Raw genomic sequence first — 14680 nt, forward strand, 5'->3', positions numbered from 1 at the left:
CCGGCGACTCCGGGATGACGGCTATGAGAGGCGCCGTCTTCCATGGCCTACAGCTCGAAGCTCTCGCCGAGATAGAGGCGGCGGACATTCTCGTCCTTGACCAGATCGGCGGGCGCGCCGGCGAACAGCACGCGGCCGTCATAGATGATGTAGCCGCGGTCGACGATGTCGAGCGTCTCGCGGACATTGTGGTCGGTGATCAGCACGCCGATGCCGCGCTGCTTGAGCTGGATGATCAGGTCGCGAATGTCGGAGATCGAGATCGGGTCGATGCCGGCGAACGGCTCGTCGAGCAGGATGATCGTCGGGTCCGCCGCCAGCGCGCGGGCGATCTCGGCGCGGCGGCGCTCGCCGCCGGACAGCGCCATGGCCGGCGCGGCGCGCAGCCGGGTGAGGCCGAACTCCTCGAGCAGCTCGTCGAGCCGGCGCTTGCGCGCTTCCTTGTCGGGCTCGGACAGTTCCAGCACGGCGAGGATGTTGCCCTCCACCGTCAGGCCGCGGAAGATCGACGTTTCCTGGGGCAGATAGCCCAGGCCCAGGATGGCGCGGCGATACATGGGCAGGCGCGTGATGTCCTCGCCGTCGAGCATGATGCGGCCGCTGTCGGGCTTCACCAGCCCCATCACCGAATAGAAGCAGGTGGTCTTGCCGGCGCCATTGGGGCCGAGCAGCCCGACCACCTCGCCCCGGCCGACCGAGACCGACACGTCGGTCAGGACCACGCGCTTGTCATAGGACTTGGCGATCGAGACGACCGCGAGGCCCTTGTCGGGCAGCGGCGCGGGATCCGCGACGGGGGTTTCGAGAGTGGCGACGTCGGTCATACTCGGTCCCTGCATAAGCGGGTTCGCATTGCCGGCGGGGTGTTCCCTCCGGCGGTTTGGCAGGATTCCTGCATGAACTGGGCCGGGAAGGGAAGGGGCCGCGCGGCGTGGCGTGGAAAAAGGGCGACTACTGCTTCGGCGCCGGCGTGGCCGCGGGCGCCGGCGTGGCGGCGGGCGTCGGCGTGGCGGCCGGGGCATTGGCGCGCTTGGGCACCGAGAACCGGCCGGTGACGCGGCCGCCGCGGCTCTGCACGCCGGGCGTGCCCGGCACGGCCGTCGAGCCGCCGACGCCCGAGCCGTCGATCGTCGCGCGGCCGGTGTCGAGGTTGATCACCAGGCGGCCGCCCGAGACGGTGTTGGTCCCCTGCTTCAGCGTGACGCCGCCGACCATGGTGATGATCCGCTTGGTGACGTCGTACACCGCGAACTGGCCGGTCGCGCGCTGATCGGGCCGAGTGACGGTGACGCCGCCGGCCGCGTCGAGCCGCGAGACCTCGGGCGAGCCGTCGGTGATCTGGCCGGTATAGGCGACGGTGACGCGCGCCGCCTCGAGCATCATCTCGGCCTGGCGGATCTGCACGCTGCCGCTGAACAGCACGCGATTGGCCTTGTCCTGCAGCTCCATGTGCTGGGCGTTGAAGTCGATCGGCGCGTTGCTGTCGTGGCGCTGCTGCGCAGCCGCGGGCGCCGACGCGGCGAGCGCCAGCGAGAAGCCGATCGGAAGCAGGGCAGTCGCACGGATCATGTCAGCGCCTATTCGCGCGCTTGGGGACGATCCGCAAGCGTGCATTGCCATCTAGGGAGATGGTGCGGTTTTCCAAGTCGGCGGTCATCTTGTTCGCGCTGAACACGCCGGTGGGCGTCTTGCCGGTCACCGCGCCGCCGCTTTCCATCTTGCGGGTCTTGAGGTCGACGGTCGCGTTCTCGGTGTCGAGGACATAGCCGTCGGCCGTCTGGAACTTGACCGGGCCGTCGACCGAGACCTGTTCCTTGTTGAGATCGTAATGGCCGCGGTCCGCCTTGAGCGTGGCGGGCCCCTCGGGCAGCCTGATCTCGGCGGCGAGATCGCGCAGCTGGACGATCGGCTCCGCCGAGCTCTTCTGGATCGCCGAGCCCGCGTTGAGCTGGAAGGGCTGCCCCTTGCTGTCCTCGCCGCGATACACCGCCGATTCGAGCCGCAGCCGCTCGGTGGCCATGTCGACCTTGTTCTTGTCGAGCACGAAGCTGACATCGCCCTTGGTGAGGAGCGGCGCGAGCACGAGAAAGGCCGATAGCACCCCGATGCCGACCGGCAGGAAGATCAGCGAGAGCCGGATCAGCCGATCGTGCGCACTGCCGGGATGCGCCCAGCTGCGCTTCTGCGATTGGAGGCGGGTGGCGACTTCCGACATCTAGATATGCGCGAAGATGTCGGTTTCGGGCCAGCCGGCCAGGTCGAGCTCCGCGCGCCAGGGCAGGAAGTCGAAACAGGCCTGGGCGAGGTCGGTGCGGCCTTCGCGCTCGAGGCGCCTGTCGAGTTCTTCCTTCATGGCGTGCAGGTAACGCACGTCGGACGCCGCGTATTCACGCTGCGCGTCGGAAAGTTCGGGGCCGCCCCAGTCGGAGGACTGCTGCTGCTTCGAGATCTCCACGCCCACCAGCTCGCGGGCCAGGTCCTTGAGGCCGTGGCGATCGGTATAGGTGCGCACCAGGCGCGAGGCGGTCTTGGTGCAATAGACCGGGCCGGCGACGACGCCCAGATAGAAGCGGATCGCCGCGAGGTCGAAGCGCGCATAATGATAGAGCTTCAGCCGCTCCGGATCGGCGAGCAGCATCCGCAGGTTCGGCGAATCATAGGCCGAGCGCGGGCCGAAGCGGACGAGATGCTCGTCGCCCGAGCCGTCCGAGAGCTGGACGACGCACAGCCGGTCGCGCGGCGTGATCAGCCCCATCGTCTCGGTGTCGACGGCGATCGAGGCCCCCGGCGCGAACAGGTCCTCGGGAATGTCTTCTTCATGAAAATGCACAGTCATGGCCGCCGCCTAGACCCGATCGCCGCCGGGCTCAATGGCCGGCGCTTCCCGGGCGGCGGCCTGCCGGCGCGCCCGCGCGGTCCGCGCCCAGATGTTGAGTCCCTCGACGGCGGCCGAAAAGGCCATGGCGGTGTAGATATAGCCCTTGGGGATATGCGCGCCGAACGCCTCGCCGATCAGCACCATGCCGATCATCAGCAGAAAGCCCAGGGCGAGCATGACGACGCTGGGATTGCGGTTGATGAAATTGGCGAGCGGATCGGCCGCGATCAGCATCACGCCGACCGCGACGATCACCGCGACATACATGATCTGCACATGCTCGGTCATGCCGACGGCGGTCAGGATCGAATCGACCGAGAAGACGACATCGAGCAGCAGGATCTGGACGATCGCGGCGGTGAAGGTGATCGAGGCGACCTTCTTCTTGTCGAGCAGCTGGTCGGCCTCGCCCGGCGCGTCGGCATCGACCGAATGATGGATCTCGGTCGTCGCCTTCCACATCAGGAACAGGCCGCCGGCCAGCAGGATCAGGTCCTTCCACGAGAAATCGGTCTCGAAGCTGGGCACGCCGTTCGCATCGGGCGGCCCCTGGATGCCGAGGCTGAACACCGTGTTCTTCAGGCTGATGATCCAGCTGATCGCGGTGAGGAGCCCCAGCCGCATCGCCAGCGCCAGGCTGATGCCGACTCGGCGGGCGCGCCGGCGCTGCTCCTCGGGCAGCTTGTTCGAGAGAATCGAGATGAAGATCAGGTTGTCGATGCCCAGCACCACCTCCATCACGATGAGCGTGACGAGCGCGGCCCAGGCGGCCGGACTGGCGAGCAATTCGGCGATCGCGTCCATATGCCTACCTCTGCCGTGCCCCCGATTGTGGCGCAAGCGCCGCGATTAACGATTGTTCGCCCCGATCAAGTCGAATTTCGTTCGCTCGCTGTCCGATTTTGGGCTATGCCTGATTCCATGGCGCAAGTTTTTGCGCTGGAAGACCTGCGTTTTTCGTCCGGCGCTTGGCTTTTGATTTGATTTGTGGGCGAACCGGGAAGACGAACAGGGCATGAGTTTCGATAGAGGGCGCCGTGGGGATCGCGGCGGACGTGGCCGCGACAAGCGTGATGGCTTCGGCGGCGATGATTTTGGTGGCGGCGGCTTCGGCGGCGGTTTCGAGGATCGTGGCGGTTTCGGCGGCGGTGACCGATTCGGCGGCGGCGGTGGCGGTGGCTATCGCGGCGGCGGTGGCGGCTTCGGCGGCGGCGGCGGCGGTGGTTTCCGCGGCGGCGGTGGCGGCTTCGGTGGTGGTGGCGGCGGCTTCGGCGGCGGCAACCGCATGCCCCCGCAGGTCATCGGCGAAGGCACCGGCGTCGTTAAGTTCTTCAACGGCCAGAAGGGCTTCGGCTTCATCGTCCGTGACGATGGCGGCGAAGACGTCTTCGTGCACATCTCGGCGGTCGAGCAGGCGGGCCTTACCGGCCTGGCCGAGGGCCAGCCGCTCGGCTTCACGCTCGTCGATCGCGGCGGCCGCATCTCGGCCACCGAGCTCAAGATCGATGGCGAGCCGATGCCGGTCGAAGAGCGCGCACCGCGCGAGGATCGCGGCGATCGTGGCGGCTTCGGCGGCGGCGAGCGCGGTGGTCCGCAGCGCCAGCTGACGGGCGAGAAGGCGACCGGCACGGTCAAGTTCTTCAACGCAATGAAGGGCTTCGGCTTCATCCAGCGCGATGACGGCCAGCCGGACGCGTTCGTGCATATCTCGGCCGTTGAGCGTGCGGGCATGCCGACGCTCAACGAGGGCGACCGGCTCGAGTTCGAGCTCGAGGTCGATCGTCGCGGCAAGTACGCTGCGGTGAACCTCACGCCGTCGAGCTGAGGTGCGCCTTCGGGCAAGCGAATCGAAGGGGCCGGGCGGAAACGTCCGGCCCTTTTGCTTTCCGTTTCGCGCGGAGAAGGTGCGGAGATTCGTTCGCGCAGAGGGCGCTGAGAACGCGGAGACTGGCTCGCGCTGCGCCGGCGGCGCGCCAATCCAATGACCTGTCACCCTTCCTGACGCTGACGCCTCCAGCAAATGCTCCCCGCGTCCTCAGCGCGAACAAATCTTCTTTCTTCGCCGCGAATCAGATCCGAACTGAATCGGCACATATCCCCTTGGGACAAGAAGTGCCCAATAGCCGTCATCCCCACAAAGGCGGGGGTGACGGAAGGGTGCTTGGCTCAGTGGGATGAGGGCGCTTGGCTCAGTGGGATGAGCGCCAACTGAATCATCCCTCCAGCAGCTCGTGCAGCGGCAGCGCCGGCGTGAATTTGCGGCGGCGCTTCACGAAACTCGTCTCGTAGCGCCGCACCACCGGATCGCCGCCGAGCAGCGAATCGACCAGTGCATTGAACGAATCCATGTCGCGCGTCGAAACGAGCAGGACGAGATCGAAATTGCCGGTCACTTCCAGCATCAGCTGGACATGCGGGCTGGCGAGGATCCGGCGCTGAAAGGCCTGGAGCGCGTCGAGCGAGTGCCGGTCGAACTGGACATGGACCAGCGCCGACAGGAACGGGCCCACTTCCTCGGAAACGATGGCGACATCGGCGGCGATCGTGCCGTCCGCCCGCATCCGGCGGATCCGCCGGGCGATCGCGCTGGGCGAGAGCGGCAGCCGCTCGGCCAGCAGGTCGGCGGTCATCAGTGCGTCCTGCTGGAGCAGCGCGAGGATGCGCAGGTCGATGGCGTCGTGGGTCATCGCACCCCTATGCCAGATTCTGGCAAGCAGGCGGCCGAAATTGCGCGCCACGCGCCCGTGCTTCGCGCCATGCAGTGTTATGCAGGTAACACGGTTGGGGAGAGACTCATGAAGATCGCACTTGCCGCGCTGGCGCTTTCCGCCGGCCTGCCCATCGCTGCCCAGGCGCAGCAGGGGCCCGGCCCCACCCAAGGCCCCGCGCCGATGGCCGCGCCGGCGGCGCGCAAGGCGGAGGTCGTCGCGGGCATCCGCAAGGCGATCGCCGAGAATTACGTGGTCGCCGGCAAGCGGGCCGGGCTCGACGCCGCGCTGGTCAAGGGCCTGAAGGCCGGGCGCTACGATGTGGCGGATCCGGGCGAATTCGCACGCCGGCTGAACGAGGATCTCTATGCGGTGGCGCAGGACAAGCATCTCTCGCTGTTCTTCGATCCGCGCATGTCGGCCGAGATCGCCGGCCGCGGCAGCCAGAATGACGAGATCGAGGACACGCCCTTCTTCAGGACGATGATGCGCCAGCGCAACTATGGCATCACCGAGATGAAGCTGCTGCCGGGCAATGTCCGCTATATCCGCTATGACGGGTTCGGCTGGACCGGGGCGGAGAGCCGGGCGGCGATCGATGCGGCGATGGCGTTCCTGCGCGAAGGCGATGCGGCGATCCTCGACCTGCGCGGCAATGGCGGCGGCAGCCCCGAGGCGGTGCGCCGCCTCGCCAGCTATTTCGTGCCGGCGGGCACGCTGCTGGTGACCTTCCATCTGCGCGGCGAAGCGCCGACCAGCTCGACGAGCGAGGCGGTGCCCGGCGGGCAGCTCCGATTGCCGCTCTATGTGCTGACCAGCAATCGCGCGGCATCGGCCGCGGAGGAATTCGTCTCGCATGTCGCGCGGCTCGGCTTCGGCACGCTGGTGGGCGAGACGACGGCGGGCGCGGCCTATCGCAACGAGCATTTCGCGGTGCCCGGCGGCTATGTGATGAGCGTGTCGATCGGCTATCCCGAACTGCCGGGCGGCGGCAACTGGGAAGGCAAGGGCGTGGCGCCGAAGATCGCGGTGCCGGCGGACCGGGCGCTCGACCGCGCCCAGCAGGATGCGGCGCTGAAGCTCGCCGAGAAGGCGCAGGGGGCGCAAAGGACCGAGCTGGAATGGACTGCCGCGCTCTATGCGGCACGCGTGACGCCGGTGGCTCCCGCCCGGGCGCTCGCGGCCTATGCCGGGCGGTTCGGGCCGCGCACGGTGGCCGTGGAGAATGGCGCGCTCACCTGGCAGCGCGACGGCGCTCCCAAATCGGCGATGGTGCCGCTCGGCGGCGATCTGTTCGCACTCGAGTTCGATCCGCGCACCCGGGTGCGCTTCACCGGCGAAGCTGCGATAGCGGGTCTGGTCATCGAGCGCGCGGACGGCTCGAGCAGCCCGGTTGCCAGGGAATAGGGGGCGCTTCGGGGGCGGTGCTAGAGCAGGATCAGCACTGCACCGGCGAGGATCCCGGTGACGCCCAGCACCCGGCCGGGCGTCACCTTCTCGCCCAGGAAGAGGGTGGCGATGACGAGCGCGGTGACCATGCCGGTCTCGCGCAGGGCGGCGAGCGGGGCGGTGGGGCCGATCGCCAGCGCCGAGAGCGCCAGGCCATAAGTGACGATCGAGAGCGCGCCCGCGACCACGCCCGGCCGCCATTGCCGCGCCGTCGAGGCGAAGATCGCGCCCCTTGAGAGCAGGGCGAACATCGTCACCGTGCTCATCCCCATCAGCACGAACATCCAGACGATATAGCTGTTCGGCGTCGGCGCGGCGCGCACGCCGTGCGCGTCGATCACCGTGTAGCCGGCGATGGTGAGCCCGGTGAGCAGCGCCCAGCCCAGGCCGGCCCGGCCGATATGCCGGCCCAGCACCATCACGAACATGGCGCCGCCGACCAGCGCGATGCCGGCCAGTTCGCGTGCGCCGGCGGGCTCGCCGAGCAGCCCGATCGACAGCGCGGCGGTGACCAGCGGCGCGGTGCCGCGCAGGATCGGATAGGCGGCGGAATAGTCGCTCGCCTCGAAGGTGCGGACCAGCGCATAGAGATAGAGGCAATGGACCAGCGCGGTGCCGGCGATCCACGGCCAGGCGGCGGCCGGCAGCGGCACGAGCAGCGTTGCGGGCAGCAGGATCAGCGCGCTCGATCCGTCGATGATCGCGCGGCCGGCCATCTTGTCGCGGCCGCCCTTCAGGATCGCGTTGACCACCGCATGGATCGAGCCCGAGGCGATCATCATCGCCGGGGCGAGCAGTTCGGGCTTCACCAGGCAGTGTCGCGGACGTGCCGGAGCCAGAGCGCGAGCAGGATTCGCGAGACGATTCCGGAGAAAAGCACGAGCGGAACGACCAGCCAGAGCATCAATATCTGGAAGGCGCTCCATTGCCCGGCGACGAGGTGCCGGGCGCTGCTCAGCGCGGTCCAGCCCAGGATGATCGCGGTGGTGACGAGCCCGGCGAGCAGGGCGGCACCGATCCAGCGCCGCCAGGGCAATGCAGGATCGCGCAGGAAAATCAATGCGATAGGCGTACCGACGACCAGCGCGTAGCACAGGCCGAACAGCGCCAGCGTGGCCCAGACCCGCAGCAGCGAATCGGCGCCACCGCTGCCGGCAAGGGCGGCGAGCAGCGACGCGGGGACCGGTCCCGCGAGCACGCAGGCGATCAGGGGCAAAACCGCGATACGATTTCCCTTGGCCATGGACGCGAAACTGACTCAGGTGACGTGCTTGCGCAACGCCTCGATCGTGTCCGCTTCGCGCGCCGGCTTGTCGGTGCGGATACGGCTGATTCGCGGGAAGCGCATCGCCAGGCCCGATTTGTGGCGCCGCGATTCGTGGATCGAATCGAAGGCGACCTCGAGGACGAGGCTCTTGTCGGTCTCGCGCACCGGGCCGAAGCGGTTCACCGTATGGGTGCGGACATGGTGGTCGAGCCATTTCAGCTCTTCGTCGGTGAAGCCGAAATAGGCCTTGCCCACGGGCAGCAGCTCGCCCTCCGCCGTCCAGGCGCCGAAAGTATAGTCGGAATAGAAGCTGCTGCGCTTGCCCGAGCCGCGCTGCGCGTACATCAGCACGCAATCGGCGACCAGCGGATCGCGCTTCCATTTGTACCACAGCCCCGCGCGCCGCCCGGCGACATAGGGCGAATCGCGCCGCTTGAGCATCACCCCCTCGATCGAGGCATCCCGCGCGCCCGCGCGAATCTCCTCCAGCGCGGCGAAATCCCGGGCCTCGATCACTGCCGAGACGTCGAACCGCCCGGGATCGAGCCGCGCGGCGAAGCGCTCGAGCCGGGCCCGGCGCGCCGACCAGGGCAGGTCGCGCAGATCCTCGCCGCCGTCGAAAAGAATGTCGTAGAGGCGGACAAAGGCGGGATAGTCGGCCAGCGTCCTCGCGCTGACCAGCTTGCGGCCCAGGCGCTGCTGGAGCGTGTTGAAGCTCGCCGCCTCGCCGCCCTGGAACGCGCCCTTCACCAGCAGCTCGCCGTCGAGCACGCCGGGCGTGGCGAAGGCCCCCGCGACTTCGGGGAAGCTGTGGGTGATGTCGTCGCCCGCGCGGCTGTAGAGCCGGGTCTCGCCCGCGACATGGACCAGCTGGACGCGGATCCCGTCCCATTTCCACTCCGCCGCATAATCGGCCAGGTCGACATGCTCCTGCTCGAGCGGATGGGCGAGCATGAACGGGCGGAAGACCGGCAGGTCGCGCGCGCTGGGCTGGGCGGCGCGGCCCTCCGCCCAGTCGAACAGCGGCGCATAGGGCGGAACCAGGCCGTGCCACACTTCCTCCACCGCATCGACATCGAGCCCGAAGGCCTGGGCGAGCGCGGTCTTGGCGAGCCGGGCCGAGATGCCGACGCGCAGCGCGCCGGTGGCGAGCTTGAGCAGGGCGAAGCGCGCATCGGCATCCAGCCGATCGAGCATCGCCGCGAGCGCCGCGGGCGCATCGGACCTGGAAATGCCGCCCAAAGTCGCGACCACCTGCGATACGGTGAGCGATGCCGCCGCCGCGGGCGGCGCCGAGGGTGCGGGCCAGAGCAGCGCGATCGTCTCGGCCGAATCGCCGACAAAGTCGCGGCTCATCGCATAGAGCACCGGATCGACGCGTTCCTCCACCATCGCGCGGATCAGCGCCGGCTTCACGGCAGGCAGGTCGAGCGTGCCGGTGAGCGCCGCCATCGCCCAGCCGCGGTCCGGATCGGGCGTGGCGCGCAGATAGTCGCCGAGCAGCTTGAGCTTGGCGTTGCGCGAGCGCGTGTAGATCAGGCCATCGAGCAGGTCGGCAAAGGCACGCATGACGGCGCAACGCATGGCGTGGCCGATGCGCTCCCGTTACGATGCCCGCATGCGCAAGCTCATCCTCATCCTCGCCGGCCTGGCCCTCCTGCTCGCCGGCTTTCTCGGCTGGTGCTTTCGCGAGGCGACCAGCGACCCGCTGGTGCGCCGTGCGGAGGTGGCCCTGCCGGGACTGGAGCGGCCGGTGCGGATCGCGCTGCTGAGCGACATCCATATCGGCACCGCGGCGATGGGGCCGGAACGGCTCGGGCGAATCGTCGCGCAGGTGAATGCGCTGAAGCCCGATCTGGTGGTGATCGCGGGCGATTTCATCTTCGGCCATGATCCGCGCGGCGCGGCGAAGCTGGGGCCGGCGATGGTCGGGCCGCTGCGCCAGCTGCGCGCGCCGCTGGGCGTGGCGGCGGTGCTCGGCAACCACGATTACTGGACGGGCCCGCAGGCGGTGCGCGACCAGCTCGCCCGGGCGGGGGTGACGGTGCTGGAGAATGATGCCGCGCCGCGCGGACCGGTGGCGCTGGGCGGGATCAGCGACGATTTTTCGGGCCATGCCGACATCGCCGCGACGCTGCGGGCGGCGCGGGCGATCGGGCGGCCGATCGTGCTGGTCACCCATTCGCCCGACGTCGCGCCCGATCTGCCCGCCGACGCGCACCTCCTCCTCGCCGGGCACACCCATTGCGGGCAGGTGCTGATCTTCGGCCGCAACGTCGCGCCCGAAGTGAGCCGCTACGGCAGCCGCTATCGCTGCGGACTGGTGCGCGAAGGGGCGCGCACGGTGATCGTCACCGCCGGGCTCGGCACCAGCGGCGTGCCGTTCCGCCTGGGCGCCCGGCCCGACATCTGGCTGGTGACTCTCGTGCCGCCGGCAATGGTGCGGACACGAAAAGCGGGTTAGGTTCGCAACTCCACCACCGGAGGGGTCTCCCGATAATGAAGCTCGTTCTCACCGCCGCCCTGCTCGCCTGCGCGCCCGTCGCCGCCTTCGCCCAGAACGCGCCGGCCCCGGCACCCGCCGCGACTCCGGCGCCGGCCGCCGCGCCCGCCGCCAAGTTCAGCGCGGATACGCCGATCGAAGCCCTGTTCGCCAATGAAGGCGCCAAGGCGGTGCTCGTCGCCGACGGCCTGGGCGATATCGACAAGCATCCCGCCTATGAGCAGTTCAAGGCGATGAGCTTCCGCGCAATCCAGCCCTTTTCGGAAGGCAAGCTGACCGACGAGATGCTGGCCAAGCTCGACGCGGACCTCGCCAAGGTCAAGTAACCGGGACAGGGCCGGCGCCCGCGGGGCCGGCCCTGTTTCGCGGTGCGCCGGGGCGGGGACCCATATCCTCCCCGGTCGTCCCCACCTTCTCCCCGTCGTCCCTATCTTCTACCCGTCATCCCCGCGAGGGCGGGGATCCAGGGCCGGGAGAACGGGCTGCGAGGCTCGCTTCGCCGTCTCCGGCAAGCCTGGGTGCCATTCTTCGATCGTCCCCGACTACCCTGGATCCCGGCCTTCGCGGGGATGACGGGTCTGCGGACGGCGGATTTGCGGACGGCAGGTTTGCCGTCGGCGGATTTGCTGACGACGGGTTTGCTAAACGACGGGCCCGCCGATCCGGGCGGGGCTCGCCGATTCGGATGACGCGATTCGCGGCGCCGGAACCGGCGTTTGCCGATCCCGCCTCCGACCCCAAGGTGCGGGTTCAGCCCTTGCGCGATGCCTCGAACAGGAACCAGGCGCGCTCCTCGGCCTGGTCGGTCCATTCGTCGACGATGCCGCTGGTCGCATTGTCGCCGGCATCCTCGGCTGCCTGCTTCACGGCGCGGAAGCTCTCGATCAGCTTGAGATTGTCCTCGCGCAGCTCGGCCAGCATGTCGCCGGGCGCGACATAGTCCGCGTCATTGTCGGTCAGCGTCTGGCGGCGGGCGATGTCGCCGATCGAGCGCAGCGTGACGTTGCCGGTCTTGCGCACGCGCTCGGCAATGGCATCGGTGATGCCGTAGATCTGTGCCGCCTGATCGTCGAGCAGCAGGTGATAGTCGCGGAAATGCGGGCCCGAGACGTGCCAGTGGAAATTCTTGGTCTTGAGATAGAGCGCGAAGCAATCGGCCAGCGCGCCGTTCAGCGCGTCCGCCACGCTCCTGGCGTCGTTGCGGTTCAGATCGGTGGGGGTGCGGAGCGCCGCATTGGTATCAGCCATGTTCGTCCTCCCGGGATTCGGTTCGCAGGGTCAACGAACGGAATATGGGATCGGGTCCGCCCGGCGCATTTGCATTTTCCCGATCTCAGAGATCGATCAGGTCAGGCGCAGCGCGTTCACGCCGATCCAGCAGCCGGCGACCAGGAAGCCGATGCCGCTCAGGATGCGCAGCCAGCGCCAGGGCAGGGCCGCCCAGCTCCGCTCGCCGAGCAGCGCGGCGACGAACGCCACGCCGAACGCGCCGATCGATGCGCCGGCGGCCGCGAACCAGGGCTGGCCGCCGGTGGCCAGCGCGAGCGTGAAGAAGGGCGTGCTCTCGCCAAAGGCGAGGATCAGCACTCCCAGCAGCGCCGTGAAGAAGGAGCCGAGCTTCCAGCCGCCCAGCCGGTCCTTCACGCGATTCGATCCGATCGCGCCCAGCGCGCCGAAGATCAGCGCCATGGCGAGCAGCAGCGCGCGGGCATTGGGCGTCATCATCGGCCCGATCAGCGATCCGCCGAAGCCGGCCGCGAAGTTGATGGCGGCATGGGCGATGCCCGCCGCGACCGCCACGGCGAGCGGCCGGCCATAGCGATCGGCGAGGATCGCGCAGAGCAGGGCCGGCTTGTCGCAAAGCTGGGTGAGGACGGCCAGCAGGAAGGCCGGGACCAGAGCTTCCATGCGCTTCCCCTTTCGCGCGGCATTCTGGGCGCGCAGGGTTAAACCCGCGTGAAGGATATCCAATTCCTCCCCCGGCTTGCCCGGGGGAGGGGGGCGCTCGCGAAGCGAGTGGTGGAGGGGCATGGCGATCACCGTCGCGGATCGCCGCCATGGCCCTCCACCACGCCCCGCGGGCGGGCTCTCCCTCCCCGAGGCGAGCTCGGGGAGGAATTGCTTGGCCCCAGCCTTGACTTTTGGCCGAGAATCGCACAGTTGCCCGCGTCTGGCAGCGGTGCGCTCTGGCGTGCCGCTCTTTTCTTTTCGCAGTTTCAAGGGTTGTTGGGTCATGGCCAAGCCGACCACTGTCAAGATCAAGCTCGTCAGCACGGCGGACACGGGTTTCTTCTACGTCACGAAGAAGAATCCGCGTACCCAGACCGAGAAGTTCTCGTTCCGCAAGTACGATCCCGTCGTGCGCAAGCATGTCGAGTTCAAGGAAGCCAAGATCAAGTAAGGCGGGCGCGCGCCCGGCTTGCCTCGCCCCCGCATGCGCGGGGCCGGTCTTCAAGCTTAGCCCCGCATGCGCGGGGACGGTCTTCAAGAAAGCCCCGGGCCGTCAAGGCCGCGGGGCTTCTTCTGTGTCCGTGTTCGGGGCTTCGAGCGGCGGCGCCGGCGATTCGGCCGGCATCAGCGCGCGCACTTCCTCCATGAAGCGCACCAGGCTGATCGGCTTGGAGACATAGGCATTGGCCCCGGCCGCGCGGATCCGCTCCTCGTCGTCGCGGCCGGCATAGGCGGTGACCGCCATGATCGGGATGGTCCGCAGCCTGGGGTCCAGCTTCATGTGCTGGATCAGCTCGAGGCCGGTCACGTGCGGCATCTGGATGTCCATCACCACCAGCTGCGGATCGAAGTCGCGCGCGCGCCCCACTGCCTCGCGCCCGTCGCGCACCGGCTCCGCCTCGAACTGGTGCGCGCGCAGCAGGTCGCAGAACAGCTTCAGATTGAGTTCGTTGTCCTCGACAACGAGCACCCTTTTTGCCACGCGCTACCCCCGGATCGACTCTTAGGCGATGTAGGATATGGCGGGCGCGGAAACAAATGCGGAAGCGCTGGCGCTGCAGGCACTTGTGTGGACGCTGGGCGAGGAAGCGCGGGCGCGGCGCCTGCTCGACCTCACCGGCCTCGATCCCGCCGAGCTGCGCCGGCGGGCGGGCGAGGCGGTGGTGCTCGCCGCGACGCTGTCGTTCCTCGAATCCCACGAGCCGGACCTTGTCGCCTGCGCGGCGGCACTCGACATAAGCCCCGAACAACTGGTCGCCGCCCGAGCGACGCTGGAAAGATCATGAAGCCCCTGCTGATCACCGATTGCGACGAAGTCCTGCTCCACATGGTGCGCCATTTCGGCGTGTGGCTGGGCGAGACGCACGACATCGAGTTCACGCCCGATGGCGGCGATTTCGCCAATTCGATGCGCCGCCGCGCCGATTCGGCCGTGGTGGAGCGCGAGGAGATGTGGGGCCTGCTCGACGGCTTCTTCCCCGCCGAGATGGATCGCCAGACGCTGGTGCCGCATGCCCGCGAGGCGCTGGCCGTGCTGGCCGGGCGCGCCGATATCGTCGTGCTGACCAACCTGCAGGATCATTGCCGCGCGCATCGCATCGCCCAGCTGACGAATCACGGGATCGAGCACCGGGTGGAGTGCAACCAGGGCGGCAAGGGATCGCCGGTGGCGCGGCTGGTCGAGGAATATCGGCCGAGCGTCACCGTGTTCGTCGACGATCTGGCGGTCCATCACGAATCGGTGGCCAAGCATGCGCCGGGGGTGTTCCGCCTCCACATGGTCGCCGAGCCGAGCCTGGCGCCGAGCGTGGCGAAGGCGCCGCATGCCCATGCCCGGATCGACGACTGGCGCGAGGCGCTGGGCTGGATCGAGGCGCGCTTCGACACGGGCTTGACCGCCGACGCGGCGAGTGGTTGAGCGGGCC

19 protein-coding genes are annotated in these 14680 nt (G+C 68.6%); 7 read left to right on the top strand and 12 right to left on the bottom strand.

What is annotated here, in order from left to right; all coding sequences use genetic code 11:
- Window positions 1-47: 47 nt before the first annotated feature.
- From lptB to OMP43_RS01740, 5 genes are all read right to left on the bottom strand, one after another.
- Window positions 48-824, bottom strand: a complete 777-nt coding sequence (gene lptB / locus OMP43_RS01720) for an LPS export ABC transporter ATP-binding protein (protein ID WP_280277802.1) — start codon at window positions 822-824, stop codon at window positions 48-50.
- A 127-nt stretch (window positions 825-951) separates the two neighbouring features.
- The gene (locus OMP43_RS01725; RefSeq protein ID WP_280277804.1) at window positions 952-1569 is read right to left on the bottom strand and encodes an LptA/OstA family protein; all 618 of its coding nucleotides are present in this window, start codon (window positions 1567-1569) and stop codon (window positions 952-954) included.
- Window position 1570: 1 nt separating this feature from the next.
- Complete coding sequence (lptC, locus tag OMP43_RS01730; protein ID WP_167299809.1) at window positions 1571-2215, bottom strand: LPS export ABC transporter periplasmic protein LptC; 645 nt, start codon at window positions 2213-2215, stop codon at window positions 1571-1573.
- Window positions 2216-2836 carry a ribonuclease D gene (locus OMP43_RS01735; RefSeq protein ID WP_280277806.1) on the bottom strand — a complete coding sequence of 207 codons (621 nt, stop codon included), beginning with the start codon at window positions 2834-2836 and terminating at the stop codon, window positions 2216-2218.
- 9 nt (window positions 2837-2845) lie between these two features.
- Window positions 2846-3682: a TerC family protein gene (locus OMP43_RS01740; RefSeq protein WP_280277807.1), complete on the bottom strand. Its 837-nt coding sequence runs from the start codon at window positions 3680-3682 to the stop codon at window positions 2846-2848.
- Between the two features lie 211 nt (window positions 3683-3893).
- On the opposite strand from OMP43_RS01740, the gene OMP43_RS01745 reads away from it, so the two are divergent.
- On the top strand, window positions 3894-4703 hold the full coding sequence (locus tag OMP43_RS01745) for a cold-shock protein (RefSeq protein ID WP_280277810.1): 810 nt from the start codon (window positions 3894-3896) through the stop codon (window positions 4701-4703).
- A gap of 388 nt (window positions 4704-5091) precedes the next feature.
- On the opposite strand, the gene OMP43_RS01750 is transcribed toward OMP43_RS01745, so the two are convergent.
- Window positions 5092-5565: an Lrp/AsnC family transcriptional regulator gene (locus OMP43_RS01750; RefSeq protein ID WP_280277811.1), complete on the bottom strand. Its 474-nt coding sequence runs from the start codon at window positions 5563-5565 to the stop codon at window positions 5092-5094.
- Between the two features lie 108 nt (window positions 5566-5673).
- Between OMP43_RS01750 and OMP43_RS01755 the strand changes: the two genes are divergently transcribed.
- Window positions 5674-6993 (top strand): S41 family peptidase, encoded by a 1320-nt coding sequence (locus OMP43_RS01755; RefSeq protein WP_280277812.1) that lies wholly within the window; start codon window positions 5674-5676, stop codon window positions 6991-6993.
- 20 nt (window positions 6994-7013) lie between these two features.
- On the opposite strand, the gene OMP43_RS01760 is transcribed toward OMP43_RS01755, so the two are convergent.
- From OMP43_RS01760 to OMP43_RS01770, 3 genes are read right to left on the bottom strand one after another with little or no spacing between them, the layout of a single operon-like run.
- Window positions 7014-7844, bottom strand: a complete 831-nt coding sequence (locus OMP43_RS01760) for a DMT family transporter (RefSeq protein WP_280277813.1) — start codon at window positions 7842-7844, stop codon at window positions 7014-7016.
- A complete protein-coding gene (locus tag OMP43_RS01765) occupies window positions 7841-8251 on the bottom strand; it encodes a hypothetical protein (RefSeq protein ID WP_280277815.1) in 411 nt (136 codons plus the stop codon). The genes OMP43_RS01760 and OMP43_RS01765 overlap by 4 nt, the downstream gene beginning before the upstream one ends.
- Window positions 8252-8293: 42 nt before the next feature.
- Window positions 8294-9871 (bottom strand): cisplatin damage response ATP-dependent DNA ligase, encoded by a 1578-nt coding sequence (locus tag OMP43_RS01770; protein WP_280277816.1) that lies wholly within the window; start codon window positions 9869-9871, stop codon window positions 8294-8296.
- 49 nt (window positions 9872-9920) lie between these two features.
- On the opposite strand from OMP43_RS01770, the gene OMP43_RS01775 reads away from it, so the two are divergent.
- Together OMP43_RS01775 and OMP43_RS01780 are read left to right on the top strand one after the other, a co-directional pair.
- Entirely contained in the window at window positions 9921-10766 is an 846-nt protein-coding gene (locus OMP43_RS01775; protein WP_280277818.1) for a metallophosphoesterase, read from the top strand.
- 35 nt (window positions 10767-10801) lie between these two features.
- The gene (locus OMP43_RS01780; protein WP_280277819.1) at window positions 10802-11131 is read left to right on the top strand and encodes a hypothetical protein; all 330 of its coding nucleotides are present in this window, start codon (window positions 10802-10804) and stop codon (window positions 11129-11131) included.
- Between the two features lie 424 nt (window positions 11132-11555).
- On the opposite strand, the gene OMP43_RS01785 is transcribed toward OMP43_RS01780, so the two are convergent.
- Window positions 11556-12053, bottom strand: coding sequence for a DNA starvation/stationary phase protection protein (locus OMP43_RS01785; protein WP_280277821.1), 498 nt, complete (start codon window positions 12051-12053; stop codon window positions 11556-11558).
- A gap of 96 nt (window positions 12054-12149) precedes the next feature.
- The gene (locus OMP43_RS01790) at window positions 12150-12713 is read right to left on the bottom strand and encodes a TMEM165/GDT1 family protein (protein ID WP_280277822.1); all 564 of its coding nucleotides are present in this window, start codon (window positions 12711-12713) and stop codon (window positions 12150-12152) included.
- A gap of 325 nt (window positions 12714-13038) precedes the next feature.
- Here OMP43_RS01790 and rpmG point away from each other — a divergent pair, with 325 nt between their 5' ends.
- Window positions 13039-13206: a 50S ribosomal protein L33 gene (rpmG, locus tag OMP43_RS01795; protein ID WP_025560997.1), complete on the top strand. Its 168-nt coding sequence runs from the start codon at window positions 13039-13041 to the stop codon at window positions 13204-13206.
- Window positions 13207-13308: 102 nt separating this feature from the next.
- Here the strand turns inward: rpmG and OMP43_RS01800 are convergent, their stop codons facing one another.
- A complete protein-coding gene (locus OMP43_RS01800; RefSeq protein ID WP_280277827.1) occupies window positions 13309-13737 on the bottom strand; it encodes a response regulator in 429 nt (142 codons plus the stop codon).
- A gap of 37 nt (window positions 13738-13774) precedes the next feature.
- Here OMP43_RS01800 and OMP43_RS01805 point away from each other — a divergent pair, with 37 nt between their 5' ends.
- A complete protein-coding gene (locus OMP43_RS01805) occupies window positions 13775-14041 on the top strand; it encodes a DUF3572 domain-containing protein (protein ID WP_280277828.1) in 267 nt (88 codons plus the stop codon).
- Window positions 14038-14673 carry an HAD family hydrolase gene (locus OMP43_RS01810; protein ID WP_280277829.1) on the top strand — a complete coding sequence of 212 codons (636 nt, stop codon included), beginning with the start codon at window positions 14038-14040 and terminating at the stop codon, window positions 14671-14673. The genes OMP43_RS01805 and OMP43_RS01810 overlap by 4 nt, the downstream gene beginning before the upstream one ends.
- Window positions 14674-14680 lie beyond the last annotated feature (7 nt).

Origin of the sequence: Sphingomonas sp. CBMAI 2297 (assembly GCF_029870595.1) — a bacterium.
In the GTDB taxonomy this organism is placed as follows: Bacteria; Pseudomonadota; Alphaproteobacteria; order Sphingomonadales; family Sphingomonadaceae; genus Sphingomonas.

Coding starts and splice junctions, on each gene's coding strand:
- lptB (WP_280277802.1), bottom strand. CDS start 824: ATGACCGACGTCGCCACTCTCGAAACCCCCGTCGCGGATCCCGCGCCG.
- OMP43_RS01725 (WP_280277804.1), bottom strand. CDS start 1,569: ATGATCCGTGCGACTGCCCTGCTTCCGATCGGCTTCTCGCTGGCGCTC.
- lptC (WP_167299809.1), bottom strand. CDS start 2,215: ATGTCGGAAGTCGCCACCCGCCTCCAATCGCAGAAGCGCAGCTGGGCG.
- OMP43_RS01735 (WP_280277806.1), bottom strand. CDS start 2,836: ATGACTGTGCATTTTCATGAAGAAGACATTCCCGAGGACCTGTTCGCG.
- OMP43_RS01740 (WP_280277807.1), bottom strand. CDS start 3,682: ATGGACGCGATCGCCGAATTGCTCGCCAGTCCGGCCGCCTGGGCCGCG.
- OMP43_RS01745 (WP_280277810.1), top strand. CDS start 3,894: ATGAGTTTCGATAGAGGGCGCCGTGGGGATCGCGGCGGACGTGGCCGC.
- OMP43_RS01750 (WP_280277811.1), bottom strand. CDS start 5,565: ATGACCCACGACGCCATCGACCTGCGCATCCTCGCGCTGCTCCAGCAG.
- OMP43_RS01755 (WP_280277812.1), top strand. CDS start 5,674: ATGAAGATCGCACTTGCCGCGCTGGCGCTTTCCGCCGGCCTGCCCATC.
- OMP43_RS01770 (WP_280277816.1), bottom strand. CDS start 9,871: ATGCGTGCCTTTGCCGACCTGCTCGATGGCCTGATCTACACGCGCTCG.
- OMP43_RS01775 (WP_280277818.1), top strand. CDS start 9,921: ATGCGCAAGCTCATCCTCATCCTCGCCGGCCTGGCCCTCCTGCTCGCC.
- OMP43_RS01780 (WP_280277819.1), top strand. CDS start 10,802: ATGAAGCTCGTTCTCACCGCCGCCCTGCTCGCCTGCGCGCCCGTCGCC.
- OMP43_RS01785 (WP_280277821.1), bottom strand. CDS start 12,053: ATGGCTGATACCAATGCGGCGCTCCGCACCCCCACCGATCTGAACCGC.
- OMP43_RS01790 (WP_280277822.1), bottom strand. CDS start 12,713: ATGGAAGCTCTGGTCCCGGCCTTCCTGCTGGCCGTCCTCACCCAGCTT.
- rpmG (WP_025560997.1), top strand. CDS start 13,039: ATGGCCAAGCCGACCACTGTCAAGATCAAGCTCGTCAGCACGGCGGAC.
- OMP43_RS01805 (WP_280277828.1), top strand. CDS start 13,775: ATGGCGGGCGCGGAAACAAATGCGGAAGCGCTGGCGCTGCAGGCACTT.
- OMP43_RS01810 (WP_280277829.1), top strand. CDS start 14,038: ATGAAGCCCCTGCTGATCACCGATTGCGACGAAGTCCTGCTCCACATG.